The following is a 25,515-nucleotide window of genomic DNA, read 5'->3' as shown; positions in this document are numbered from 1 at the left end:
GAGGCACCCAGTGCCTCGGAATCACGCGTCAGTGACTACTGGGGGGCGGGGGCAGCGGGCAGCAGCCCGAGCTCGGCGTTGTCGGCGTCGGCCAGGGGTGGCCGGCGCGGCCCGTCTCCGCGGGTGTCCGGGAGATAGATGGCGGCCGCCGTCGCGGCCAGCATCCCGACGGCGAGCAGGCAGAGGCCGATCGTGTAGCCCCGCTCGAGGGGAAAGCCCGACGGTCCGAGCTGAGCGGTCAGCACGCCGGCCATGACGGCAGATCCGATGGAGCCGCCGATGGTGCGGATGTTGGCGTTCATGCCGCTGGCGACACCCGTCTGACTTCGAGCCACGCTCGCGATCACGACGCCGGCCAGCGACGAGAAGACCAGGCCGGAGCCGAGGCCCTGTCCGGTGGTGGCCAGGAAGAGCTCCCACTTGGCGTCGTGGAAGAACGCCATCGACGCGAAGGCCGCGGCGCTGATCAGGGTGCCGGCCATGATGACCACACGTGCGCCGACCCTCGAGATGAACCACGCCGTGGTGAAGCCCACCAGGAAGCTCGCCATGGCGCTCGGCAGGAGAAGGTTTCCGGACTCGCTGATCGTGGCGTCGAAGCCGTAGCCGGCCGACGAGGGGGTCTGGAAGAACTGGGGCAGGAAGCCGAACGACGCGAAGGTGCTGAACCCGACGAAGAACGCGATCACGTTGGTCGTCCAGACACCGCGCATGCGCATCATCTGCATGTCGATCATCGGTACGGCGACACGCATCTCGGTGCGCACCCACAGCATGCCGCCGACGACCGAGGTCACCAGGAGCGAGACGACGGCGGGTGAGCCCCAGCCCCACTTGTTGCCCTGGCTCACAGCGAGGAGGAGAGCAACGAGCGTGACCGCCAGCGGCAGCGCAGGGAGCACCGGGACGCCGCCCGGGGTGCGTTCAGGTGACTCCGGCACGAGCACCAGGGCAGCCAGGGCGGCGACGGCCGTGACGATCATCGGCAGCCAGAAGAGCCAGTGGTAGCCGAGCACGTCGACGATGGGGCCCGCGATCACGATGCCGAAGCCGAACCCGACCGCGGTCAGCGAGGCGATGACGCTGAGGGCGCCGGTGACCCGGCCGGTGAACTCGTCGCGGATGATGCCGAAGGACAGCGGCAGCACGCCGCCGCCGAGCCCCTGCACGACGCGGGCCGCGATGAGCCATCCGATGGACGGCGCCAGTGCTGCCGCCAGGGAGCCGACGGAGAGCATGAGCAGGGTGGCGACCAGGACCTTCTTCTTGCCGACGGCGTCGCCGACGCGCCCGAGGATGGGAGTGGCGATGGAGGCCGAGAGCAGGTAGCCCGTCAGGACCCAGGTGACGGTGGCCTGATCGGTGTCGTACTCCACCTGGATCGTCTGGAGCACCGGGACGATGAGGGACTGGAGCAGTGCGAAGGCGGAGACCGAGACAGCCAAGACCACGAAGGTGACTCGCTGCTGGCGCAGGGAGGCTCGGCGGGTGGTTGGTTGCATCAGGCAACGAAGTCTAGCCGGATCCGGAGGCCGGCAGCGCGATGCGCGCTCGGTCGGTCGCTCAGGACCTGGTGCGCAGGACCTTGGCCATGCGCTTCGGCTCGAAGTCGAAGGTGAGCAGGGTGCCGAAGTTCTGCCCGAACACCGTGGGGTCGGCGCCGCCGTCCCGGATCGCGTAGAGGATCGCCGGACCGACGTACGGGCGACTGGCGGCCGCCTCCAGTGACCGCACCAGCAACGCGGCCTGTTCCTTCTGGCTCGGTCCGTCGGTCGAGGTCGAGTTGCCGATCTCGGTGAACCAGATCGGTCGGTCGGCATGACCTCGACGTCGCATGAGGGTGCGTACGTCGTCCACGTCGCCGTAGACGCGCTTCCACGAGGCCTCGGACTCGGTGGTGTACGGGTGCAGCGAGATGGCGTCGAAGAACTTCGCGGCGCCCGCTGCGTACATGCGGCGCACGAACGTGGGCATCCTGAAACCCTTGTCATTGTCGAGTCCGGCGGTCAGCGACCCGGCCAGGACGGTCGAGCGGCGGTCCTGCTTCTTGATCGCTCGGTAGGCGCGCTTGACCAGCTTGGTGTAGGTCTCCGGCGCCCGCGAGTGGTAAGACTTGCCGCCGTAGTGGGAGGCGAGGTTGGGCTCGTTCCAGAGCTCCCAGTGGCGGACCTTGCTGCCGAAGTGCTGAGCGGCGGCGCCGGCGAACCTGCCGTAGGCCTTGGCGGAGCGAGGCGGGGCGGTTGCCTCCGACTCGGCTGCCCGAGCCCACGTCGGGGCGTAGGAGATGTTGGCCAGCACCGTGAGGTCGTGCCGGCGGGCCGCACGCACCACGCGGTCGACCTGGCTCCAGTCGTGGGTCCCGCGCACGGACTCGATGTGCGACCAGTTGAAGGGGACGCGCAGCCAGGTGGCGTCGGTGCGGGCCACCGCGTCCAGTTGTCGACGCAGGTCACCGCGGCTCAGCTGCACGAGCCTGGCCCCGTCGGAGAACCCGTAGCCGGCTCTGGGGACCACGAGGGCGGCGCGGCCCCGCCGCTCCTGCTGCGGGGCGTCGGAGAGCTGCTCGGACGCGCTGGACCCTGACGGCGTCGTGCCACGGTCGGCGCCGGTCGTCGGCATCGCCATGGCGCTCAGGACGAGCGCTGCGACGAGACCGAGCACGAGGGCGATTGCGGCGGAGACGGCGCGCAGGCCGGGGAGCTGGGTACGGCGAGACATGGGGGGGAGTCCTCAACGGAAGGGGCGGCGCTCTTCCCGTATCCGCTCCGGGCCCCGGCTATGCCCCGATTCGCTCATCACGACGAAACTCACCCTTCCAGGAGAGCAGCGCGACCGTCACGGAAGCAGAGTGACCACCGACAGCACGGTCGCCAACACCTTGGGACGGAAGTCGTAGGTGAGCAGCGTCCCGAAGTTCTGCCCGTATTCGGTGCGGTCGGTCCCGCTGTCCCGGATCGCGTAGAGAAAGGCCGGCCCGACGTAGGGGCGGGCTGCGGCCGCCGCAAGCTCCTTGACCACCCACGCCGCCTGGGCGACCTCCGAGAGCCCGCCGAGCGGACTCGTGTGGCCGAACTCGGTGTACCAGATCTTGCGCCGCCCGTTCTTGTGAGCGCGCATCAGCTCGCGCACCTCGGTGACGTCGCCGTAGACCCGGTCCCACGACGCGGGGGACGTGGTCGTGTAGGGGTGCAGCGACATCGCGTCGAAGAAGCGTCGGGCCCCGGCGTCGTACATCCGCGACACGAACGTCGGCATCGAGTAGGTCTCGTCGGTGTCCATGCCAGGAGCCAGCGCCCCTGCCACGACGACCGACCGGCGGCTCTCGGCCTTGATCGCCCGGGACGCCTTCTTGAGCAGTCGGGTGTACTTCTCCGGAGCGTGCGCATGAGTCGCCGGCCCCCCGAAGAACTTCGCGAAGTTGGGCTCGTTCCAGATCTCGAAGTGCTTGACGCGTCCGGCGAAGTGGTGCGTCGCGGCGCCGGCGAAAGCGCCGTAGGCGCGTCCCGCCCTCGGCGGACCCGTGCCCGTCGTCCGGGAAGCACGTGCCCAGGCGGGTGCGTAGGCGAGGTTGGCCAGGACCTTCAGACCGTGCGCCCGGGCGCGGTCGACCACCCGGTCGACCTGGCTCCAGTCATAGACACCGCGGGTGGACTCGATCAGCGACCAGTTGAAAGGCACCCGCAGCCACCGTGCGCTGGTGAGCGCGACCGCCTCGAGCTGCTTCTCGAGGTCCTCCGGGCTCATCTGGACCAGCTTCATCCCGTCCGCAAAACCCAAGCCGGCCTTCGGGATGACCAACTCGTCGACCAGCGGCAGCAGGTCGCGGGACTGGACTGCCGTGAGCACCCGGTCGATCCCCGGATCGGGCGCGGTGCCCTCGGCGCCCGCGGGCCCCTGTGCGGATGCACAGGTGACGACGGCCAGTGTTGCAGCCAGTACGACGGCGCGCGTGCGCCCCAAGATCCCCATGGTCTTTCCCTCCCGAAAGGTTCTGCTCCAACCCCCCAGGGTATGCGGGCTTGCCGGTCCTGGTGGCAGAACGGGTCATTCAGATCGTGAGCGGTGGGAGCGACGCAGGGTGCGGTACAGCGGTTTCGGCTCGAAGTCGTGGCTCAGGAGGGATCCGAAGTTCGCACCCACCTCCGCCGTGCTGGCGCCGTTGTCACGGATGGCGTAGACGAATGCCGGGCCGACGTAGGCTCGGCCGGCGGCGGCCTCGAGCTGCTCGAGGATGAGACGTCGTTGGGCCTGGGGGCTGACGCCACCCGCCCAGGTGGAGTGACCGAGCTCGGTCCACCAGATCGCCAGTTGCTTGTTGTGGTGCTCGACCATCAGACGACGGACCCGCTGCACGTCGGCGTAGACCCGTCGTCGGGTCGCATCCGTACCGCTGCCGATGTAGGGATGCAGGGCGAGGGCGTCGAAGGAGCCGCGCGCGCCGGCGTCATACATGCGTCGCACGAAGGCGGACATGGAGTACGAGGATGAGGAATCGGTGCCCGCCGCCAGTGCGCCGGCGACGACGACCGGGCGCCTCTGGACCCGGTGGATGGCCCGATAGGCGGGCTTCAGCAGGCGGGAGTAGAGCTCGGGGGCGTTCCCGTGGGTACGGATCCCGCCGAAGGAGCCGTTGAGGTTGGGCTCGTTCCAGATCTCCCAGTGCGTGATCTTCCCGCGGTAGCGCTTGGCGACCGCGGCACTGAACCGGGCGTAGGTGCTCGGGTCCTGGGGCGGAGCGGAGGGCTCCGAGAGGAGCGCTCGTGCCCATCGGGGTGCCTGCGAGATGTTGGCCAGGATGGAGAGGTCGTGCCGTCGCGCCTTGCGGACGATCCGGTCGAGGACCGTCCACTGGAAGCGACCTCTGCGCTGCTCGATCTGTGACCAGTTGACCGGGACCCGCAGCCACGTGGCGCCCGTGCGTTCGACGGCCGTGAGCTGGCGCTCGAGTGCCCGAGGGGTCAAGGACAGGATGCTCATGCCGTCGGCGAAGCCGAAGCCGGCGTCGGGGACCACGACCGGCCCGGGGACGCGGCGCGAGCTCTGCGGTGCCTCGGAAGTCACCCCAGGACTGCTCGGCCTGTCCGCGGCGGGCGCCGCCGGGGCCGGCAGCGGCGCCGACAGAAGCAGGACGATGGCGCCGCAGCACCACGCTCGGCCGGTCAGCGCAGGCGAAGGGCTCACCCGAGCCATCGTCCCCTACGCGGGCCTCGTTGTCTGCGGCAGCCGCCTGGGAGCGCCACTACGCTGTGGCTGGTGGAGCTGCTGCGCACGCCCGACGACCGTTTCGCCGGCCTCGACGACTACCCCTGGCCGCTACCCCTGGCCGCCGCGGTACGCCGGCCTCGCCCACGGCGTCCGGATGGCGTACGTCGACGAGGGGCCGCGCGATGCGCCGGTCGTGCTGATGCTGCACGGCGAGCCGACCCGGGGCCATCCGGTTCCTGGCGGGGACGAGGGCGTTCCCCTCGCTGGTGCCGACGACGAGCGAGGATCCCGCGATGGCGGCCAACAATGCTGCGTGGGCGGGTCTCGCGGGCTACGAAAGACCGTTCCTGACGCTGTTCGGGCGCAAGGACCCGATCCTCGGGAAGGGTGATGTGCCGCTGCAGGCGCACGTGCCCGGCGCCGCCGGACGACCGCACGCCCGCCTCGATGGAAGTCACTTCGTGCAGGAGGACTGCGGTCCCGAGCTGGCGCGTCGGATCGTCGACCTGGTGCGCACCACCTCGTAGCGGACCCGCTGGCCGGGTAGGTGTTTTCTACTCATGGTCGGACCCGGCGCAGCGTGGTGAGGTGATCTCCTCCCTGCCTGTCTGCCTGAGAAGGATTCCCGATGACCACGCTCGCCCGCGCCCGTCGCTCCACTCGCACCCTGCTGGGTCTGGCCGCCGCCGGTACCCTGCTGCTCGCCTCCGGCTGCAGCGCCGAGGACGTCGCCGACCGGGTGGCCGAGAAGGCCATCGAGAACGCGGGCGGTGGTGACGCGAACGTCGACTTCGACGTGGACTCGGGGGAGCTCGTGGTCGAGACCGACGAGGGCAGCTTCAGCTCGGGAGGATCCCTGCCCGACGACTTCCCCAGCGACCAGATCCCCCTGGTCGACGGCGACGTCATCCAGGCGGCCTCGTCGCAGCAGACCGGCGCATCGGGCTTCGTGGTCCTGGTGATGGTCGGTGCCGGGGTGGACGAGGCGCTCTCCGAGGCCGAGCAGCTGTTGCTGGACGCCGGCTACGAGGGCGACCCCGAGATGGCCGAGATCCCCGGCATGACCGTCAGGCAGCTGACGAAGGCGCCGTACGCGGTGCTGCTCTCGGGCTACGAGGCCGACGGCGGCACCGCCGTCAACTACGTGATCTCCGACGACTCGTAGGACAACGACGAAGCCCCCGGCGCGCGATGCGGACCGGGGGCTTCGTGGTGGTACGGCATCAGGGACTTGAACCCCGAACCCGCTGATTAAGAGTCAGCTGCTCTGCCAATTGAGCTAATGCCGCATGTGGTGCTTGCGAAGGAAGAACATACCAGCGGGCGGCCAGCGGGTGAAATCGAGATGTGCCCTCGACGGATCCGCAGGGCTCAACGGGAGGCCAGGACGGCCTGCGCGGCGTTGTGGCCGCCCAGACCGGAGACGGCGCCACCGCGGCGCGCCCCCGAGCCGCACAGCAGGACGGAGTCGAGGTGGGTGGCCACGCCCCACTGCTGGGCAGGCGTGTCCATCCGCGAGCGGTGCGAGGCCCAGGGCCACTCGAGGTCACCGTGGAAGATGTGGCCGCCGGGCATCGCCAGGTCGCGCTCGACGTCCTGGGGGATCTTCGCCTCGATGCAGGGGTTGCCGGCCGCGTCGCGGGCCACGCACGAGGCGAGCGGCTCGACGAGGTGCTGGTCGAGGGAGGCGATGGCGCGCTCGACGGCCAGCGCCTTGGTGGCATCGGGGTCGGCCTCGAAGAGAGCCGCGGGTGTGTGCAGCCCGAAGTACGTCAGGGTGTGCGTGCCGTCGGGCACGTCGCCGAGGATGGACGGGTCGGTGAGCGAGTGGCAGTACACCTCGCCCGGCATGGTGCTCGGCACCCGGCCGGCGGCGGCGTCGGCGTACGCCGCCTCGACCTGCGAGTAGTCCTCGCCGAGGTGCAGGGTGCCGGAGAAGGCGACCGCCGGGTCGACGCCCGAGCGCAGGCGGGGGAGACGGTCCAGCAGCACGTTGATCTTGAGCTGGGAACCCTGGGGCTTGGTGCTGTCGTCGACAGGCTCACCCAGCAGGTGCTTGAGCACCCACGGCGCGACGTTGGCCAGCACCCGGCTGGCCGCGATCGTGTGGGTGCCGTCGACGCCGTCGTAGGTCACTTCGGCGCCGGAGCCCGACGCGTCGGCCCGGATCTCTCGGACCCCGGCGCCGGTCACGATCTCGGCCCCGGCTGCTGCCGCCGCGCGGGCCAGGGCGTCGGTCACGGCGCCCATGCCGCCGACCGGGACCCGCCACTCGCCGGTGCCGTTGCCGATGAGGTGGTAGAGGAAGCACCGGTTCTGGATCAGGGACTCGTCGTGCATCGAGGCGAACGTGCCGATCAGGGCATCGGTCGCTACCACTCCGCGCACGGTGTCGTCGACGAAGCGGCGCTCGATCGCGGCACCCAGCGGCGTGGTGACCAGGTCGCGCCAGATGCCTGGGTCCACCCGTGCGGCCAGCTCCCGGTCGGTCGGCAGTGGCTCGAGGAGGGTGGGAGCGACGACGTGTGCGAGCTCGGCGACGTCGGCGTAGAACTCTCGCCACGCATCGTACTCGCGCGCCGAGCCGGTCAGCTCGTGGAAGGAGCGTCGGGTTGCGTCGCGCTCGACGTACAGGCCACCGGGCTTCTGGTCGCGCAGCGTCGGGGTGTAGGAGGCGGTCGGCCGCGACACGAGCGTGATGTCGAGGCCGAGGTCGGCCATCAGCTGCTCCGGCATCACCGACACCAGGTAGGAGTAGCGCGACAGCCGGGTCGGGTGGCCGCTGAATGCGGGCGCCGAGATGGCGGCGCCACCGGTGTGGTCGAGGCGCTCGAGCACCTGGACCGACAGGCCCGCACGGGCCAGGTAGGCGGCGGCGACGAGGCCGTTGTGGCCGCCCCCGACAATGACGACGTCCTTGCTGTTGCCTGTGCCACTCACCCGGTCACCGTAGCGATCGGGCGCGCCTCGCCCTTCGGGGGTGCCGGGGCCGCGCGTGACGACTGGCACTGTCCGTTACGGTCCACCGAGGGCGGCGCTCGCCGCGGGAGGGGGAGGCGTGGAGATCTGGATGCGCGTCCGGGTGCCGGTGCTCTTCGTCGTTCTCGTTGTCGCGGCGATCGCGGCCGCCGCGAGTGCCCCGGACGCCGGGTTCGTCGCGGGACTGTGGCCCATCGGGCTGGCGGTGGGCCTGCTCCTGCTGGCGCCCCGGCGTCTGGCCCCGGTCCTGCTCCTCGCCGTCCTCGTGATCGCGACTGCCTCGGTCGGTTGCGTGGCCCAGCCCTTCGACGTCGCCCTCGGGTACGGCGTCGGGGTCACCCTCGAGGTCGCCCTCGCGACCCTCGTCCTGGCCGGGGGGCCGCGTGGTGGCTCCGGCGGCGGCGCGCTGCGCACCGATGCCGACCTCCGGCGCTGGTTCACCGCCTGCTTCGGTGCCGCGGGCGTCGGCGCTGTCGCGATGACCCTCACCGCGTGGATGGCGGGCGCGGGGAGCCCGGTCACGACCGGCATCGGGGTGGGCCTGGCCCACCTGGCGTCGCTGCTGATCCTCACGCCGTTCTTCCTGCGCCCTCCCGAGCACGGGTCGATCGCACGCGGAGGGGAGCGAACGGTCCAGTGGGTCGCCGTCGTCGTCGCGGTGCCGTTGCTGTTCCTTCCCGCGGCCGCTCCCGGCCTGATCTTCGCGATGATCCCGCTGCTCGCCTGGGGTGCGCTGCGGATCTCGCCGTACGCCTCCATGGCACAGCTGCTCGGGGTCGTCACCTGCGCGGTCGGCTTCGCGTGGGCGGGCCGCGGCCCCTTCCCGCCCGACCCCGAGGTCTTCGGCGTTCCTTCCCAGCTGGAGGGGGCGCTCATCCACGGCTTCGCGATTGCCTGTGCGGTCATCGTCGTACCCCTCATGCTTCGGGTGGGTGAGTACCTCGCTGCGGCCCGGGAGGCAGACGCAGAGCGATTCCTCGTGAGCAACATCGTCGATAGCGCCACCGGCGTGGCGATCATCGTGACCGACGAGATCGGACGGATCGTCCGCTTCAACCCGGGGGCGGAGCGGCTGCTCGGCTATCGCGCCGAGGAGGTGCTCGGTGAGTTCACGCCGTTCCTCCACACCGACGACGCCGTGGCCGACAAGGCCGGCGAGCTCGGGGTGCGCGCCGACTACGTCGACGTCGTGCTCGGCATGGTGGACCTGGCCGACGGAAGCCTGTTCCGGTTCCGGCGCAAGGACGGTGTGGAGCGGATCCACAACACGACGATCACCGGGCTGGTCGACCGCAGGGGGCGCGCCACGGGCTACCTGAGTACGTCGGAGGACGTCACCGACGCAGTCGTGGTCGAGGAGGCGCTGCGGGCGGCGCTGGCCGCGGAGCAGGAGGCTGTCGAGAAGCTCCGCGAGGTCGACGTGGTGAAGGACGCCTTCGTCTCGACGGTCAGTCATGAGCTGCGGACCCCGATCACCAGCATCCTCGGCTACTTGGAGGTGCTCTCGGACGGCTCGCTCGGCGATCTCGGGCCGCGCCAGGTCGACGCGCTGGCGCGGGTGACCTCCAACAGCCACCGCCTGCTGAGTCTGATCGACGATCTCCTCACGCTGTCGCGGGTAGCCGAGCACGGCGTGCAGGTGGCGCACACGGTCTTCGACCTGCGGCTTGCGGTGCGGGAGGGGTGCGCCGTCGTGGTGCCGACGCTGTCGCACCCGCGACGACTGACCCTCGAGACGACGGCGCCGGACCAGCCGATGCTGGTCCGGGGCGACCGGGAGATGGTCGAGCGGGTTCTGGTGAACCTGCTGAGCAACGCGGTCAAGTTCACCCCCGACGGCGGCCTGATCAGGGTGGAGCTGGCGGTGGAGGAGCCCGAGGTGGTGCTGCGCGTGAGCGACAACGGCATCGGGATCCCCGAGGAGGAGCAGGCGGAGCTGTTCACCCGGTTCTTCCGCTCCTCGCTCTCCCAGGGGAGAGCCATCCCGGGGAGCGGGCTCGGGCTGTCGATCACCCGCTCGATCGTCGAGCGCCACGGCGGGTCCATCAACGTCCACTCCGAGGTCGGCCGGGGCACGGTGGTCGAGGTGAGGCTGCCCGATGCGCACGGGAATGTGCAAGATTCAACTACTGTTGACCCGGGTGACCGAGTCGACAGACCCGCTGGCGACTCCTCGAACAGATGACCAGGAGGTGGGCGCGATGCCCGCAGTGACCGTGGACGACCTGACCGTGCTGGACCGGGTGAAGGCTCCCGGCCTCGGCGACGTGCCCCGCCCCGTGTGGGCCGTCAGCACCGCACCCCAAGGCTACGAGGGCGAGGGCTTCCCCGTACGGCGTGCGTTCGCCGGTCTCGACATGGCGCACCTGGACCCCTTCATCATGATGGACCAGATGGGCGAGGTGGAGTATGCGCCGGGCGAGCCCAAGGGCACCTCGTGGCACCCGCACCGCGGTTTCGAGACCGTTACCTACATCATGGACGGCACCTTCGACCACCAGGACTCCCACGGCGGTGGCGGCACCATCACCAACGGGGACACCCAGTGGATGACGGCCGGATCCGGCCTGCTGCACATCGAGGCGCCGCCGGAGTGGATGGTCACCCAGGGTGGCCTGTTCCACGGGGTCCAGCTGTGGGTGAACTTGCCGCGCGACTCCAAGATGAGCACCCCGAAGTACCAGGACATCCGCTCCGGCGAGGTGCAGCTGCTCACCTCGCCCGACGCGGGCGCGCTCGTGCGTGTGATCGCGGGCACGGTAGACGGCCACGCCGGCCCCGGAGCCACCCACACCCCGATGTCCCTGGTGCACGCCACCATCGAGCCGGGCGCGCGCCTCGACCTCCCGTGGGACGTCGACTTCAACGCGCTGGTCTACGTCCTCAACGGACATGGCACCGTGGGCAGCGGTGGCACCGGTGACGCCGCCTCCAGCCCGCTCCACACCGGACAGTCGGCCGTCATGGGCGCTGGGGACTACCTGACGATCACCGCCGACGGCTCCCAGGAGAGTCGCTCGCCGAAGATGGACGTGATCGTCGTCGGGGGACGTCCCATCCGTGAGCCGCTGGCCTGGGCCGGTCCGTTCGTGATGAACACCAAGGCCGAGGTCATGGAGGCCTACCAGTCGTTCCAGCGCGGCGACTTCGGGCAGGTGCCCGCCTGACGGAGTCGGCACTGGTGGCTGGTGCCGGCCCTGGTGGCCGGTGTGGGGCCGCGCCGAGGCCCTGAGCGTAAGAGGCCCTGCAGGATCGGGTGCATGGTTGGGCCTGGTGATTGCGGTGGTGGGGCCGCGCGCGTAGCCGACCTGCTCTTCGGGATGCTGCCGGTGGGTGCGGTGGTGGGGCCGCGCGCGTAGCCGACCTGCTCCCGCCGTCAAGGATCTCGCTGCGCTCGCCCGCTTCGCGGCGGCCTGCGGCCGTCCTTGACTGCGGGCCCCGGCCGGTCGGCTCTCACGGCGCTTGCGGGCAGGCCCCGCCTCGCTGCGCTCGGCTGCGCCGCCCGCGCAAGCGCGGCCCCACCCCATCAGTCCCACGGGTCACATTTGCTCACCGAGTGGTCACAGACGACAAGAAAATCGACTTAGAACCTGCAGTCTTCGCCCACTCGATACGACGATGTGAAGCATGTGACGGGTGGGGCGCCCGCGCATGCGGCGGCGCGAGCTTGCTCGTGCCGTCAGCGCGTCGAACAGTCGACCGGGAGAGGCTCGCAGTCAAGGACGGCCGCAGGCCGCCGCGAAGCGGGCGCCGCAGGCGATCCTTGACGGCGAGACCCGGTCGACTACGCGCGCGGGCGCCACGCCGACCCGCAGAGCGAGTCAGCACCACGAGCGCGCGGGCGCCACACCAGCCACAAGGGACGGGTCAGCACCACGAGCGCGCAGGCGCCACCCCCACCCCGCAGAACGACCAGCCCCCGAGGAACGCCGTCCACCGTCCGCGTCACGGCTAGCCTCGCCCGCATGAGCTCCGCACGCCTGTACCGGGACGACCACGGCATCCCGCACGTCCGGGCTGCGTCGATGCTCGAGCTGGCCGCGGGGCAGGGACTGATCACGGCGCGCGACCGCACGTGGCAGCTGGAGTGGCAGCGACGCCGCGCGACCGGGACGACGGCCGAGCTGGTGGGGGAGTCCGGGCTCGGTTGGGACCGGCTGGCACGGCAGACCCTGCTGGTCGACACCGCTCGCCGAGCCCATGCGGCGCTGTCGGCCGAGAGCCGGGCCTTCGTGGCGGCGTACGTCGACGGGGTCAACGCGGGACTGCGCCACGACGCCCATGAGCTCTCGGCACTCGAGGCGACGCCCCAGCCGTGGGAGGAGTGGACGCCGCTGGCGGTCTTCCACGGTCAGCACCTGCTCTTCGCCGGACTCGGCGGTGAGCTGTGGCGGCGTCGGCTCGAGGCGGCGCTGGGCGAGCAGGCGCACCTGATCAGCTACGAGGGGATCCCCGCCAACGGAAGCAACGCCTGGGCCGTCGGCGGTGGCCGTACCGCGTCCGGGCGGCCGCTCGTCGGGGGCGACCCGCACCGGGTCATCGAGCAGCCGGGCGTCTACATGCAGGTGCGTCTGGCGTGCGAGGACCCGCCTGAGCCCTGCGACGTCGTGGGCTTCGCCTTTCCCGGCGTCCCCGGGGTCCAGCACTTCGCCCACGCCGGCGACGTGGCGTGGGCGATCACCAATGCTGCCGCCGACTACCAGGACGTGTACGACGAGCAGTCGCCGCCCGACGATGTCGTGCACGAGCGCACCGAGACGATCGTGGTGCGCGAGGAGGGCGGCTACCGGGAGGAGTCCGTCGAGGTCGTCGAGACCGCGCGCGGGGTCGTCTTCGAGCCCGGGCACAGTCTTCGGGACGCCTCGACGGTGCTGGGAGACGTCGGCTTCGAGGCGCTCCTGCCGCTGCTCAGGGCCCGGACGGTCGACGACGTGGACGCCGCGCTCGAGCACTGGGTGGAGCCGGTCAACAACGCGGTGATCGCCGACGTGCACGGCACCGTTCGCTACCGCATCGCAGGCCGGGTCCCCACCCGGTCGGCCGATGGGGCGCAGTGGACCGGGTGGCTCGAGGCTCCCCGGCACGACGTCGGGCCCGACGGGCAGGTCGTCACCGCCAACGAGCGTCGCGGCCCCGAGAGCGAGGCCGTCGGCGGGGCCTTCGCTCCGCCGTACCGCGCGCGTCGGATCACCGCTCTGCTCCGCGGCCGTTCCGACCTCACGACGCAGGACTTCGTCGAGATCCTCGACGACACCCTGCTCGGGACGGTCCCAGCACTGACGGCCCTGGTGCCTGGCGCCTTCGACGGCTTCGACGGCCGGATGGAGGCCGACTCGTTCCAGGCGGCGAGGTTCGCGGCCTGGCGCACCGCCCTCGTCGGCCGCCTCGCCGAGCGCCCCGAGCTCGCGGCGCTCTTCGACCCTCCGGCCGAGCACCAGCACGATGCGGTGTTCGCCGCGTTCCTCGACCCGACGCACCGGATCGCGCTGTCGCTGCCGACGCTGGCCGGAGCAGGCACTCCGTTCGGGATCGACCTCGCGGTCCTGGCCCGCGAGGCGCTCGAGGAGGTCGACACCTTCCCTCCCGCGACCTGGGGCGAGACCCACGTCTTCGCGCCGACCCACGCCGTACCAGACGTGGATGGCTCCGCCTTGTCGCAGCCGGCCATCTCGGGGGACAGCGACTGCGTGCGGTGCACCTCGTCGTACCCGGCCCAGACCGATCTCTGCTCCCGCGGCTCGGTGGCGCGCTACGTGTGGGACCTCGCCGACCGCACCGCTGGCGGCTGGGTGGTCCCCACCGGTGCTGCCGGAGATCCGGGGGACCCGCACCACCACGACCAGCTCGATGCGTGGGCGAGCGGCGAGCTGCTCCCGATCGTCACGGACTGGTCGCTGCTCGACGAGGTGGAGCTGTCCTGACCACCGGAGCCGCAGGAGGCGCCGCGAGGCTCCGGAGCCGCACTTCTCGCTCAGTCGCGACACACGACGGGGCCGCCCCTCCCGGAGGAGAAGCGGCCCCGTGACCGGACCCGGTGCGTAACGCGGGTCAGGCGTCGATCGCGGTGCGCTCGGGTGAGCCGGCGGCTGCCACCGAGATCTTGCGCGGCTTCGCCTTCTCGGCGACGGGCACGACCAGCCGCAGCACGCCGGCGTCGTAGGAGGCGTCGATGCGTTCGAGGTCGAGGTTGTCGCCCAGCACGAGCTGGCGGCTGAACGCTCCACGGGGGCGTTCGGTGGCGAGCATCTCCCAGTCACCGTTGCGAGCCACTCGCTCGGCCCGCACGGTCAGGACGTTGCGCTCGACGTCGAGATCGATGGTCTCCGCAGCGACGCCCGGGAGGTCGAACTCGATGACGAACCGGTCGCCCTCGCGCCAGGCGTCCATCGGCATCACGGAGGGCCGGTTGGTGGTGCCCAGCAACTGCTGGGTCAGGCGGTCGAAGTCACGGAACGGGTCGGCGGTACGCAGCAACATGGGTGTCCTCCTCGGGATTCGGATCTCTGATGCCCGTTGCATCAGATCTGTAGTGAGCGATATAGATTTTATGCATGCGCAAGGAGATGTCAAGGGGTAGGTTCCAGGACATGGGTACGACGTCACGACGAGCGGTCTACGCCATCTCGGTGGCAGCGGACATGGCGGCGATGCAGATCGCCAACCTTCGGGTCTACGAGCGACGAGGCCTGGTGTCGCCGGGTCGCACCGACGGGGGGACCCGGCTCTACAGCGACCATGACGTCGCCCGCCTGGTGCGGATCGGTCAGCTCCTGGCCGAGGGCCTCAACCTCGCCGGCATCGCTCACGTGCTCGAGCTGGAGGCGGAGGTGGGCAGGTTGCGCGCGGACGTCGACCGATTGCAAGGACGCTGAGGACGAGCGGTCAGGGGAGCGCCTTCTCGAAGAACAGCTCGGCGTACGGGTTGTCGTTGTAGCGCTCGATCGAGGTGTACCCGGCACGCTCGTACATCGCGATCGCCTCGCTCAGGGTGCCGTTGGTGTCGAGGCGTACGACGCGGTGCCCGGCGTCGGCGGCGACGCCCTCGAGATGGCGTAGCAATCGCGAGCCGAGCCCTGCCCCTCGCCACGCCGGGTCCACCCACATCCTCTTGACCTCTCCGATGCCGGCGCCGATCTGCTGGACCCCGCCGCAGGCCACGGGTCGCCCGTCGCTGGTGGCCACCGTGAAGGAGTCCGGAGGCGTCGGCGCGCCGGGATCGAAGCCTCCTGGGAAGCGGCGGTCGAGCTCGGCGAAGTAGTGCCCCATGGCTGCCGTGGCGCGCGAGCCCGCCGGGTCCACCTCGTCGAGGCTGACCGTGGCCGCTCGCACGAGCAGGTCTGCGGTGCCGAGCGCCTCGGACAGGCGCGCCCGCTGGCGTTCGGTCAGGGGTGCGACCAGGCGGTGTGCCAGGTCCTCGGAGCGTTGCTCCAGCTGCTCCAGCAGACGCCGGCCGGACGGACTGAGGATCGCCGTACGACGACGCCGGTCGGCCGGGTCGGGCTCGACGGTGACCAGGTCGCGCTCCTCGAGGCTCCGCAGGAGCCTGCTCAGGTAGCCCGAGTCCAGGCCGAGCCGGGACCGCAGGTCCCCGACGCCGGCGCCCTCGGCACCGATCTCGAAGACCAGGCGGGCGCTGCTCAGGGGCAGTCCGAGGCCGAGGAACGACTCGTCGAGGACGCCGATGCGCTGGGTGTAGGTGCGGTTGAAGCGGCGCAGGACCTGGATGGTGGAGAGCACCGCTCCAATCTATCTGACCTCAGTCAGACAAGTTGCCGGAGTGCGCAACCAGCGCAAGCTCCTGGTTGTCGACGGGCAGGTCGGGTTCATGCGGCCGCGGAACCTCGACGAGCCCGGCTACAACAATCCCCAGAACAGGAACCACGCCGTCAGAGGGCCTGGTTCGAGCTGATGGTCCAGGTCCGCGCTCGCCGCGCAACCCGACGACGTAGCGCTGATGGACGCCGTGCTCGGTGCTGTGGCCGGCCTCGATCCCGACGCCGATGCGGGTCGGGTTGAGCACCTGGATCGCCGGGGAGTGTCGAGGGGACGTCAACGAGATCTTTCGCCGCGCCATGGCGATCGCGGCCCGTGGGGTCGTGGAGCCGTCCTGACGACCCGCACGTGGCTGGTGGCCGATGCGTCCCCGTACCCGGGCGAGTGGGAGGTCAGTCGCAGTTGTCGCAGAGACCGGTGTTGGGGATGGCCATGTTGCACCGCGAGCACGTGGCGATCGGGACGTCGGCCTGCCGGAGCCTGCGCTCGCGGTCCCGTGATCGCTGCAGCGTCGCGGTGAGGGCCGGGTGGCCGCCGTCAGCAGGCAGGTCGGCGGCCTCGAAGTAGCGGTGACAGGCGAGTCGCTCGACAGCCGCGTGGGTGTCGGGGGCGTCCGGCGCCTCGCCGCCGCCGGCTCGTACGGCGACGGCGTAGGCCTCGCCGACACTGCCCGATCCGTTGACGCACAGTGCGGGCAGGAGGGGCTCCCCGCGTCGATCGCACTCCGCGGCCACCCTGGCCAGGACGTCGCCTATCCAGTAGTGCGCCAGCTGGGTGCTCCGGATCCCGGTCAGCCGCTGCACCTCCACGGCCAGGTCCTTCGTGGTGACCACCGAGCCGTAGCGCCCGGCGACACCGAGGAGCACGTCGCGAGCCGCGGCGGACCAGGCGACGCGGGACTCCTCCTGACCGACGTCCGAGACGTCCTGCCAGTGCCCGTCCGTGTCGGTCCCGCTGACCTCGAAGTCCAGGTTGCGCAGCACCTTGGCGGCACCGTCGTGACCCCCGCTGAAGCTGCTGCTGCTGGCGGCGGCTCCGGTCACGAACCGCTGGGCAACGCCGAGCACGGCCTTGGAGTCGTAGCTGCGGCCCTCGTGCCACAGCACGTACTCGGGCGCGGCTGCGAACCGATACCCCTCCAGGAATCGGGTGGCCCCGAGTCCGTCGTACTCCTGCAGGGTGAGCAGCACGTGCTCGCGGGTGACGTCCTCGAAAGTTGGCACATCCGCGACAGTAGCCCCGAACGGCGTCGACGCCGTCAATGGTGCCGCCCCCGGGCGGAGTCCGTGACCTCGGCAGCGATCACGGTCAGCACGCTCGTGGCGCGCTCGACGAGGGCCCGGTCGACCGGATGGGCGTGGTCGACCGGATGGGTGTGGTCGGCCAGGTTCGCTCTCGGTACGGTCGTCGGCACGTCCGTACGGGGTGAATGGACAGGAGACCGTTGATGATTGCTCTCGCCGTGCTCGCCCTGCTGCTCGCGGCAGGCGCCTTCTCCCTACGGGCCGTCGGGACCGCGCTCGCCGAGACGCGATCGCCTGTGCTGGTGCTGCCCGTGGCGTCGGGACGGGTGCCGGAGCAGCACGCGCTCTCGCGCTACCACGTCCGCTGGTACGCCGCGAGCGTGGTCTTCCTCGCCTTCGACGTGGAGATGCTGTTCATGTATCCCTGGGCAGTGGTCGTGGCTGACCTGGGCACCGGTGCGGTCGTGGAGATGTTCGTCTTCCTCGCGATCCTGTTGGCCGCCGTTGCCTGGGCACGTCGTGAGGGGGCGTTCCGGTGGGCATGAGGGGCCGGGTCGTCACCCTCGCGACCGCTCGGCCACGGGTGTACGTCGTGGAGGCCCCGGGCGGGCGGTACGTCCGTGCCGAGACGCACCGCGAGCTCGACCGCCGAGGCTGGCAGCCGGCACCCTCGCCGGCCTCCGCGGATGCCCTGCTGATCGCCGGCACGCTGCCGGACCCGCTCCGAGCTGCTGCGGACGTCCTCTGGTCGCAGCTGCCCGGGCCGCGAGCGCGGGCAGAGCCGACGGCCGTCTCGTCGGTCCCCAGCACGCTGGACGGGCTGCGCGCGTGCTTGCGTGATCGAGCAGGACAGCTCGCCGATCGGCGCGGCCGCGAGCTCGACGAGGCCACGCGGTGGGTGAGGTCCGACTCGGCCCGCCATGACGAGACGGACCACGACGACATGGACCACGACGACATGGAGATGGCGCCTGGCGGGCTGGTCCTGGCGCAGGGAGCACCGGACCGCGACGGCTTGGAGATGGACGCGCTGCGGCACCCGCTCGGCCCACTGCTCGATCGTTGGCCGGGTGGACTCGAGCTGGTCACGACCCTGCACGGTGACGTGGTGGTCGAGGCAGAGGTCACGTGGTGGGAGCCCCCGCACCCGACTGCTCCGCCGCAGACCGGTCGAGCTGACGATCTCGCCGGTGGCTGGGACGCCGCGGCCACCGTGCTCTCCCTCCTCGGTGACGAGCGCCAGGCGCGCCTGGCACGCTCTGTGGCGCCGTCCTCGCCCGAGGTCGGCGACCGGGTCCTACGTCGCCTCGACCGGCTCACGCGTCGAGGCGCCCTGCCCCGGACCGCCGGCGAGGTCCTCCACACCGCCCTCGCCGACTCCGTCCCGGCACTGATCAGCGACGACGAGCTCGTCGAGCTGGTCTCCGGCCGCGACCTCGGCGACGTACGGCTGTTGGTGGCGGCTCATGCGCCGCTGCTGCAGGGCGTCGTCGATGCCTCTGGGAGCCTCGATGACTGACCCGCTCGCAGACCAGCTGGCACGACTGCCCGCCGCCGCCCTGGGCGCTGTGCTGGCCCTCGGACTGGTGCTCGTGCTGGCGTGGACCGCGAGCGTCTCCCGGGGTGTCGCGGCCGGTCGGGCGGTGCCTGCCTCGATGGCGCACGCTCCTGCCGAGGCGGCTCGTCTGCTGCGGCAGGGTCGTCGTACGACGTTGTCCGCGGACCGGCTGCTGTGGCGTGTCGGTGGGTGGGGGCTGTTCCCCGTCGCGGTGTTGCTCATCGCTCTGGTGCCGGTCGGTGAGACCGCGTTGCTGCCTGGGAGTCTCGGGGTCGTGTGGGCCAACGCCCTCGACGTCGTCGTGTGGGCACTGGTGTGGCTGCTTGGTTGGGGCGCGAACTCGGTAGCTGGGCTGGTGGGGGGCTATCGCTTCCTCGCGTTGGCGCTCGGCTACGAGCTGCCCCTGATGTTCGCCCTCGTGGCGCCGGCGATCGCCGCGAGCAGCCTGGACCTGGCGGTCGTCGCGGACGCCCAGTCCTCCCTGTGGTACGCCGTGTGGATGCCGGTCGCGTTCGTGGCCTACCTGGTCGGGGTCCTCGGGTTCGCGGTCTCGGGGCCGTTGGCAGCCCCGGTCGGCTCCGAGGTGTCGGATGGTGCGCTCGCCGAGCTGTCCGGACCGGACCTCCTCGTGGTCCGCGCGGGCCGGCATGCCTTGATGGGGGCTGGCGCAGCGATCGCCGTGCCGCTGTTCCTCGGCGGTGGATCGGGACCCTGGCTCCCGGATGCGGTGTGGGTGGTGCTCAAGGCGCTCCTGCTGACCGGTGCGCTGGCGTGGGCGGCCGGACGCCTTCCGACCCTGCGTACCCACCAGCTCATGGAGCCGCTGTGGACCATCCTGCTGCCACTGGTGGTGCTGCAGGACCTGGTCGTGGCCGTGCTCGTGGTGTCGGGGTCGTGATCGACTGATGACCGACTCGAGTCTCGTCGTCGACCTCGCCTTCTGGGGCTGTGCCGTGGTGGCGGTGGTCTTCGGTGCCCTGGTCTTCGTCGTCGACTCGATGGCCCGCGCGACCTATGCCCTGGCCGTGTCGTTCGTCGCCACGGGCGGTGCCCTGCTGCTGATGCAGCAGTCCTACCTGGGCGTGATCGTGGTGCTGATGATGGTGATGGAGATGGCCGTGATGGCCGTCTACATGGTGATGTTCATGGGGATGAACCCGGCGCTGATGCCGATGAGCATGGTGCACTCCCACCGCACCGCGCTCGGCGCCTCCCTCGTCACCTTCGTGGTGCTCGGCAGTGGTGCGGTGCTGGTGCCGTGGCCCGAGCGGCGCGGGGCACCGTCGCCCGACGTCACCGAGGCGCTGGGTCGGGCGATCATGGAGAGTCACATGCTGGTGATGATGGCGGTGGGCCCGGTGATGGTCGCGACCATCGTCGTCGGCGTCGCGCTGTCCACCGCCCGCACCCGCTACGACCGGCTCGGTGACGACCTCGATCAGACCCCGACTGACCCACCGCTGCGTGGCGAGACGCAACGAGGAGGTCGTCGACGTGACCGTTGAGACGGTGCTCTTGGTCGCCTCCGCCCTGCTCTCGATCGGGCTGTACGGCGCGTTGTCGCAGCAAGTGGTGGTGATGGTGATGATGGGCCTGGAGCTGATGATCGCCGGCGTCCTGCTGGCGCTGGGTGGTTTGTGGTGGTTCCTGTCGCCAGACCCCTCGGGCCAGGTCCTGCTCCTCGTCGTCCTGGCTGCGATGACGGTCGAGATGGCGACGGGGTTCGCGATCGCCACGCTGCTGCACCGTCGGACGGGGACTGACATGACCGACATGGCCGCGGAGCTGCACGAGTGAGCGGCGTGCGCATCGAGGAGGTGCTCCTGGTCGCGATCGTGGTGGCACCCGCACTGGTGGGTGCGGCACTGCTGGGGGCGCGCGTCGTCAGGATCTCCTCGTCGAACGCCGGCTGGCTCGGCGCAGCAGTGCTCGCTGTGATGGCCGTGGTGTCCTGGCCGGTCGTCGTCAGCGGCGTCAGTGTCGGCACACCGTTCGTGGCGGGATCCGAGCTCGGCCTGGCGGCGGGTGGTCCAGCAGTCCTCCTCCTGCCGACGATGCTCGTCGTGGCCACCCTGGTCCTCACCGTCGCCACCTCCGAGCCCGAGACGAGCGAACCGCGATTCACGGGCCTGATGCTGCTCTTCACCTCTGCGGCTGCGTTGACCGTGCTCGCCACCAGCCTTCCCGCACTCCTGGTCGGCTGGGAGCTGATGGGCGTCGCGTCGTACGCGCTCATCGGGTACCGCTGGGCCGACCCACGTCGGGTCGGTTCGGGCGCCACGGCGTTCCTGACCACCCGTGGCGCCGACCTGGGTCTCTACCTGGCCACGGCTGCGGCGCTCGCCGGGGGCACCGACCTCTCGCTCGACTCCTTGGCGGGCATGGACGGCGGGTGGCGCGACGTCGCGGCTGCGGGTGTGCTCGTGGCGGGTCTGGGGAAGGCGGCGCAGCTGCCGTTCTCCTTCTGGCTCGCGCGCGCCATGGACGGGCCCAGCCCCGCCTCGGCCCTCCTGCACTCCGCAGCCATGGTCGCTCTGGGCGGCTACCTGTTGGTCCGGCTCTCGCCTCTCCTGGAAGGCACGTCCTGGGCTGGTGCGACGACGTCGTGGGTGGGCGTCACGACCGCGGTGCTGCTCGGCTGCGTCGCGATCGCCCAGACCGACCTGAAGCAGCTCCTGGCTGCCTCGACTGCCGCCCAGCTCGGGTTCGTGGTGCTGGCCGCCGGGGTCGGGGCCACCGCGGCGGGCACCACCCATCTCGTCGCGCACGCGGCCGTCAAGTCGCTGCTCTTCCTCGCCGCCGGTGCGTGGCTGCACGCGCTGGGCACCAAGCGTCTGTTCGCGCTGACCGGCGCGTTGCGGCTCTGGCCCGCCCTCGGCGCCTTGTCGGGGGCAGGCCTGCTGGCGTTGTCCGGGCTCCCACCGCTGTCGCTGTGGGCGACCAAGGACGCCGTCCTGGCTGGGGTCCGTGAGGAGTCGCTGCCGCTCTACCTGTGCGCGCTCCTGGCCAGCGCGCTGTCGGTCGCCTACGCACTCGTAGCCCTGGTGATCCTCGCCCGCCCGCGCAGGCCGCGCCACGACATCGGGCTCGACGAGGAGCAGCCGGGCACGCGAGCGGTGGACGCTAGGGTCCCGATCGCCTTGGCACCTCTGGCCCTGGCCGGTGTGGTCCTCGGGCTGCTGACGCTCCCGCAGGTCCTCGACCGAGTGCCAGGACGCATCCCCGTCGCCCCCAGCACCAGTGAGCTCGTGGTCTCCTCGGCCCTGGTGGTCCTCGTCGCCGTGGGTACCGGCACGTGGGTGCTGCGCCGGTGGGACCGTTGCGACGAGCAGGCTTCGGCGTCGTCACCCGTGACCGGTCTCCTCGGTTCGTGGCTGCACCTGGAACGGGCCGCCCACACGCTCATCGTCCGACCGACCCTGCGCACGGCCGCGGCGGCTGCCCGCGTCGACGACCGGATCATCGCCGGCGCTGCGAGTGGTGCCGCGCGGCTCACCATCCGCGCGGCTCGGTCCGTGGCCAGGCTCGACGACCGGGCCCTGTCCGGCGCCGTGGCCCGGACCGCGTCGGGCACGCTGCGAGCAGCCGGTTCCTCCGCACGGGGGGACGCCTCGATCGCAGGAGTCGTGCAGGGGGTGGCGCGCGGTGCCCGCCGGGGCGGGCGAGCGGTACGCCGTACCTCATCCTCCGGCCAGCTCCACCGCTACTACCTCCAGCTCGTCGGCTCGCTCCTGGTCGTGCTGGTCCTCGTGTCCGTGGTCGTCCTCATCGAAAGCTCGAGGTGAGCCGTGCTCTCCGCCCTGCTGTTCCTGCCGCTGCTGGCGGCCGTGCTGCTGTTGGTCCCCGCCGTCAGCGACCGGGTCGCCCGCCTCGCCTTCGTGGCGGTGGCGCTGGTCGAGGTCGTGGGTGTCGCTGTGCTGTGGTGGCGCTACGACGACCCCGGCACCGGACGACTCGCCTTCGAGGAGCAGGTCTCCTGGATCCCCGGCATCGGCTCCAGCTATCACGTGGGACTCGACGGGTTCTCGCTCCCGCTGGTCGCAATGACCACCGTGGTCTTCCTCGCCTGCGCCGTCTTCGCGCTGGCCGAGGCCAGGCGCCCCCGGCTGCAGGCGGCCCTGTTCCTCGCCTTGGAGACAACGTGCCTGGGCGTCTTCGCCTCGGCCGACCTGATCGTGTTCTTCGTCTTCTTCGACCTCTCGATCGTGGGGATGTACCTCTCCATCAACGGGTGGGGTCACGGCGACCGGGCCCGCTCGGCGTTGCAGTTCTTCCTCTACACCTTCCTCGGCTCGCTCGCCCTGCTGGTGGGCTTCGTGGGGCTCTACGTCGCTTCCGAGAGTCACACCTTCGACATGGTCACCCTCGCGGCCGACCCGCCCCTGCAGGGTGACGGGGCGGTCGGGGTGCTCGTCCTGGGCGCGGTCCTGCTCGGCCTGGCGGTCAAGACCCCGACGGTGCCCTTCCACACCTGGCTGCCCCCTGCCCACACCGATGCCCCGGCCATCGGCTCGGCCGTGCTCGCCGGGGTGATGCTCAAGCTCGGCACCTACGGCCTCGTGCGGATCGCGATGCCGATGTTTCCCGACGCGCTGCGTGCCTGGGCCCCCGTGCTCGTGGCGGTCGGGATCGCCTCGGTCCTGTGGGGTGCACTCGTCGCTCTCGCGCAGACCGACCTGAAACGGATGATCGCCTACACCTCGGTCAACCACATGGGCTACGTGGTCCTCGCCGTGGGGGCAGCGGGTGTCGTCGGCAGCGACGGCGGCACCGACGACGCGGAGCTGCGACGTACGGCGATCACCGGTGCGGTCACGCAGATGGTCAGCCACGGCTTGCTCACCACCGCGCTCTTCCTGCTCGCGGGGGTGGTCTGGTCGCGACACCGGGACTACGCGATGGACCAGTACGGTGGTCTCGCCTCGCATGCTCCGCGGTTCGCGGCCCTGCTCGTCGTCGCGGCTCTCGGCTCGCTCGGCCTGCCAGGACTGTCCGGCTTCGTCGCCGAGCTGCAGATCTTCGCCGGCAGCATCGGCACCGTCCCGGTGTCCGCGGTGGCGCTGATCGGCATCCTGTTGATGACAGCGGTCCTGCTGCGGGCCGTGCAGCGGCTGATCACCGGGCCGTCGGGCCCGTTGTCGGAGGAGTTCACGGACGTCCGGCCTCGCGAGTGGGTCCCCGTCGGGGGCCTGCTCGCTCTGGCGATCGGCGTCGGGATCTTCCCGCGTCCGCTGCTCGACCTCATCGAGCCGGCAGCCGCCACCGTTGCCTCCCTGGTCGCCCGATGAGGCACAGATGAGCTCGATGGGCACTGACGTCCTGATGCTGCTGCCCGAAGCGCTGCTGCTGCTGACCGCCATCTGCTGCCTGCTCCTCGGGTCATGGACGCCACGCCTGGAGCAGCAGCGCGTCCGAGCCCTGGCAGCCGTCGGGGTCGGGGCGTCCCTCGTGGCGTCGATCGTAGGGCTCACCGAGGGGGAGCGCTCGGCGTTCAGCGGGACCGTCGCCGTCGACGACGCCACCGGCGTCCTCCGCCTCGTCGTCGGACTCGCTCTGCTCGTGCTCCTGCTCCTGGCCGGTGACGAGATCGCCGAGCAGGCGCGGGAGTCCGAGATCTACGTCCTGCTCCTGCTCGGAGGCGCTGGGGCGCTCGTCGTCGGTGAGACCACCGACCTGGCCGTCCTGGTCGTCGGGTTCCTGCTCGCCTCGATCCCGCTCTACGCACTCATCGGACTCTCCACCGGCGAGAAGGCACCCGAAGCCGCCCTGAAGACCTATCTCCTCGGCGCGCTCGCCGGGATCCTGCTGATGCTCGGCGCCGCCGTCCTCTCCGCCCTGGCCGGAGGCACGTCGTACGACGCCCTCGGCGACGCTGATGGCCTGATCACCGCGCCGGTGGTCGCCGTCGCGGCCGGGGTCGTCCTGGTGCTGACCGGTCTGCTGTTCAAGGCCGGCGCCGTGCCCGCGCACCTGTGGGTGCCCGACGCCGTCGAGGGGTCGTGGACCACCACCGGCGCCTTCCTGACCACCGTGCCCAAACTGGGCGCGGTCCTCGCCATCGCTCGCCTGCTGGAGGCCTTGCCACCAGATCGCCTCTGGCCGGTGCTCGTCGGCGCTCTGGCGGCGTCCGGGATGACGATCGGCAACCTCGGTGCCCTCAACCAGGCTCACGTCGGACGTCTCCTGGGATGGTCGACGATCAGCCAGGTCGGCTACCTGATGGCGGCCGCAGCCGCCGTGCCCGGGTCGGCTCAGGCCCGCCCCGCCCTGCTGCTCTTCCTCGCCGGCTACGCCGTGACGAACCTCGGCTGCTTCGCCGTGCTCGCCAGCGAGCCCGAGCGCCGCAGCCTGGACGACTGGCGCGGGATGGGGAGGACGCGACCCGGACTCACCACCAGTCTCGGCGTAGGTCTTCTCGGCCTGGTCGGCACCCCGCCCACGGCCGTCTTCGTGGCCAAGCTGCTGACCATCGTCGTGACCTGGGAGGCCGGCCTGCCCTGGCTGGCCGTCCTCGTGGCCGCCAACACGGTGCTGAGCCTGACCTACTACCTCCGGTGGCTGGCATCGTGCCTCAGCAATCCGACACGGGGAGCGCCCGGACAAGCAGACCCCGGGGCATCACACCCCAGCCAGGAGACTCGTCACCCCCGCGCCGCCCAGGTCGCCGTCGCGTGTGCGGTGGCCGCGGTCGTCCTCGGCCTGCTGGCCGGCCCAGCGCTCGCTCTGGCGAGCTGACGGCCGGGCCGGCTAGGACTT

The 25,515-nt window shown here is 71.0% G+C and carries 23 protein-coding genes and 1 tRNA gene; 14 read left to right on the top strand and 10 right to left on the bottom strand.

Annotation, left to right across the window (positions count from 1 at the left end; all coding sequences use genetic code 11):
* Nucleotides 1-35: 35 nt before the first annotated feature.
* The 4 genes from Q1K33_RS11420 to Q1K33_RS11405 all read right to left on the bottom strand — a co-directional run bounded on the left by Q1K33_RS11420 (nt 36) and on the right by Q1K33_RS11405 (nt 5,061).
* Nucleotides 36-1,502 carry an MFS transporter gene (locus tag Q1K33_RS11420; protein ID WP_300403977.1) on the bottom strand — a complete coding sequence of 489 codons (1,467 nt, stop codon included), beginning with the start codon at nt 1,500-1,502 and terminating at the stop codon, nt 36-38.
* A gap of 61 nt (nt 1,503-1,563) precedes the next feature.
* Nucleotides 1,564-2,718, bottom strand: coding sequence for a cellulase family glycosylhydrolase (locus Q1K33_RS11415; RefSeq protein ID WP_300403975.1), 1,155 nt, complete (start codon nt 2,716-2,718; stop codon nt 1,564-1,566).
* A gap of 117 nt (nt 2,719-2,835) precedes the next feature.
* Nucleotides 2,836-3,969, bottom strand: a complete 1,134-nt coding sequence (locus Q1K33_RS11410) for a beta-galactosidase (protein WP_300403972.1) — start codon at nt 3,967-3,969, stop codon at nt 2,836-2,838.
* A gap of 75 nt (nt 3,970-4,044) precedes the next feature.
* A complete protein-coding gene (locus Q1K33_RS11405; protein ID WP_300403970.1) occupies nt 4,045-5,061 on the bottom strand; it encodes a cellulase family glycosylhydrolase in 1,017 nt (338 codons plus the stop codon).
* Nucleotides 5,062-5,498: 437 nt separating this feature from the next.
* Between Q1K33_RS11405 and Q1K33_RS11400 the strand changes: the two genes are divergently transcribed.
* Together Q1K33_RS11400 and Q1K33_RS11395 are read left to right on the top strand one after the other, a co-directional pair.
* The gene (locus Q1K33_RS11400) at nt 5,499-5,732 is read left to right on the top strand and encodes a hypothetical protein (RefSeq protein ID WP_300403968.1); all 234 of its coding nucleotides are present in this window, start codon (nt 5,499-5,501) and stop codon (nt 5,730-5,732) included.
* Nucleotides 5,733-5,833: 101 nt separating this feature from the next.
* Nucleotides 5,834-6,370, top strand: coding sequence for a hypothetical protein (locus Q1K33_RS11395; RefSeq protein ID WP_300403967.1), 537 nt, complete (start codon nt 5,834-5,836; stop codon nt 6,368-6,370).
* A 48-nt stretch (nt 6,371-6,418) separates the two neighbouring features.
* On the opposite strand, the gene Q1K33_RS11390 is transcribed toward Q1K33_RS11395, so the two are convergent.
* A tRNA-Lys gene (locus Q1K33_RS11390) sits at nt 6,419-6,494 on the bottom strand.
* A gap of 82 nt (nt 6,495-6,576) precedes the next feature.
* Nucleotides 6,577-8,145: an NAD(P)/FAD-dependent oxidoreductase gene (locus Q1K33_RS11385; RefSeq protein WP_300403965.1), complete on the bottom strand. Its 1,569-nt coding sequence runs from the start codon at nt 8,143-8,145 to the stop codon at nt 6,577-6,579.
* Between the two features lie 118 nt (nt 8,146-8,263).
* Between Q1K33_RS11385 and Q1K33_RS11380 the strand changes: the two genes are divergently transcribed.
* The 3 genes from Q1K33_RS11380 (at nt 8,264) to Q1K33_RS11370 (ending at nt 14,105) form a co-directional block, all read left to right on the top strand.
* Nucleotides 8,264-10,369 carry a PAS domain-containing sensor histidine kinase gene (locus Q1K33_RS11380; RefSeq protein ID WP_300403963.1) on the top strand — a complete coding sequence of 702 codons (2,106 nt, stop codon included), beginning with the start codon at nt 8,264-8,266 and terminating at the stop codon, nt 10,367-10,369.
* Between the two features lie 16 nt (nt 10,370-10,385).
* Complete coding sequence (locus Q1K33_RS11375) at nt 10,386-11,351, top strand: pirin family protein (protein ID WP_300403961.1); 966 nt, start codon at nt 10,386-10,388, stop codon at nt 11,349-11,351.
* Nucleotides 11,352-12,149: 798 nt separating this feature from the next.
* The gene (locus Q1K33_RS11370) at nt 12,150-14,105 is read left to right on the top strand and encodes a penicillin acylase family protein (RefSeq protein WP_300403959.1); all 1,956 of its coding nucleotides are present in this window, start codon (nt 12,150-12,152) and stop codon (nt 14,103-14,105) included.
* 127 nt (nt 14,106-14,232) lie between these two features.
* Here the strand turns inward: Q1K33_RS11370 and Q1K33_RS11365 are convergent, their stop codons facing one another.
* On the bottom strand, nt 14,233-14,661 hold the full coding sequence (locus Q1K33_RS11365) for an Hsp20 family protein (RefSeq protein ID WP_300403957.1): 429 nt from the start codon (nt 14,659-14,661) through the stop codon (nt 14,233-14,235).
* A gap of 74 nt (nt 14,662-14,735) precedes the next feature.
* Between Q1K33_RS11365 and Q1K33_RS11360 the strand changes: the two genes are divergently transcribed.
* Complete coding sequence (locus Q1K33_RS11360; protein ID WP_300403955.1) at nt 14,736-15,056, top strand: MerR family transcriptional regulator; 321 nt, start codon at nt 14,736-14,738, stop codon at nt 15,054-15,056.
* A 10-nt stretch (nt 15,057-15,066) separates the two neighbouring features.
* Here Q1K33_RS11360 and Q1K33_RS11355 read toward each other — a convergent pair whose 3' ends face one another.
* The 3 genes from Q1K33_RS11355 to Q1K33_RS11345 form a co-directional block, all read right to left on the bottom strand.
* Nucleotides 15,067-15,921 carry a helix-turn-helix domain-containing GNAT family N-acetyltransferase gene (locus Q1K33_RS11355; protein WP_300403953.1) on the bottom strand — a complete coding sequence of 285 codons (855 nt, stop codon included), beginning with the start codon at nt 15,919-15,921 and terminating at the stop codon, nt 15,067-15,069.
* A 19-nt stretch (nt 15,922-15,940) separates the two neighbouring features.
* Nucleotides 15,941-16,204, bottom strand: coding sequence for a hypothetical protein (locus Q1K33_RS11350; protein ID WP_300403951.1), 264 nt, complete (start codon nt 16,202-16,204; stop codon nt 15,941-15,943).
* A gap of 145 nt (nt 16,205-16,349) precedes the next feature.
* Complete coding sequence (locus Q1K33_RS11345; RefSeq protein ID WP_300403949.1) at nt 16,350-17,180, bottom strand: hypothetical protein; 831 nt, start codon at nt 17,178-17,180, stop codon at nt 16,350-16,352.
* 224 nt (nt 17,181-17,404) lie between these two features.
* Between Q1K33_RS11345 and Q1K33_RS11340 the strand changes: the two genes are divergently transcribed.
* From Q1K33_RS11340 to Q1K33_RS11305, 8 genes are read left to right on the top strand one after another with little or no spacing between them, the layout of a single operon-like run.
* Nucleotides 17,405-17,746, top strand: a complete 342-nt coding sequence (locus Q1K33_RS11340; RefSeq protein WP_300403947.1) for an NADH-quinone oxidoreductase subunit A — start codon at nt 17,405-17,407, stop codon at nt 17,744-17,746.
* Nucleotides 17,743-18,720: a hypothetical protein gene (locus Q1K33_RS11335; RefSeq protein ID WP_300403945.1), complete on the top strand. Its 978-nt coding sequence runs from the start codon at nt 17,743-17,745 to the stop codon at nt 18,718-18,720. The genes Q1K33_RS11340 and Q1K33_RS11335 overlap by 4 nt, the downstream gene beginning before the upstream one ends.
* Entirely contained in the window at nt 18,713-19,657 is a 945-nt protein-coding gene (locus tag Q1K33_RS11330) for an NADH-quinone oxidoreductase subunit H (protein ID WP_300403943.1), read from the top strand. Before Q1K33_RS11335 ends, Q1K33_RS11330 begins: the two co-directional genes overlap by 8 nt.
* A 7-nt stretch (nt 19,658-19,664) precedes the next feature.
* A complete protein-coding gene (locus tag Q1K33_RS11325) occupies nt 19,665-20,264 on the top strand; it encodes an NADH-quinone oxidoreductase subunit J (RefSeq protein ID WP_300403941.1) in 600 nt (199 codons plus the stop codon).
* Nucleotides 20,254-20,556, top strand: coding sequence for an NADH-quinone oxidoreductase subunit K (locus Q1K33_RS11320; RefSeq protein WP_300403939.1), 303 nt, complete (start codon nt 20,254-20,256; stop codon nt 20,554-20,556). The genes Q1K33_RS11325 and Q1K33_RS11320 overlap by 11 nt, the downstream gene beginning before the upstream one ends.
* Before the next feature lie 5 nt (nt 20,557-20,561).
* The gene (locus Q1K33_RS11315; RefSeq protein WP_300403937.1) at nt 20,562-22,544 is read left to right on the top strand and encodes a proton-conducting transporter membrane subunit; all 1,983 of its coding nucleotides are present in this window, start codon (nt 20,562-20,564) and stop codon (nt 22,542-22,544) included.
* A gap of 3 nt (nt 22,545-22,547) precedes the next feature.
* The gene (locus tag Q1K33_RS11310; protein ID WP_300403935.1) at nt 22,548-24,047 is read left to right on the top strand and encodes an NADH-quinone oxidoreductase subunit M; all 1,500 of its coding nucleotides are present in this window, start codon (nt 22,548-22,550) and stop codon (nt 24,045-24,047) included.
* A 7-nt stretch (nt 24,048-24,054) separates the two neighbouring features.
* Nucleotides 24,055-25,494, top strand: coding sequence for a proton-conducting transporter membrane subunit (locus Q1K33_RS11305; RefSeq protein WP_300403933.1), 1,440 nt, complete (start codon nt 24,055-24,057; stop codon nt 25,492-25,494).
* The last annotated feature ends 21 nt before the right edge of the window (nt 25,495-25,515 follow it).

The sequence above is a fragment of the Nocardioides sp. genome, from assembly GCF_029937575.1.
Classification (GTDB): domain Bacteria; phylum Actinomycetota; class Actinomycetes; order Propionibacteriales; family Nocardioidaceae; genus Nocardioides.
Note: the sequence above shows the minus strand (reverse complement) of the source record. Positions and strands in the feature narration are given on the sequence as shown.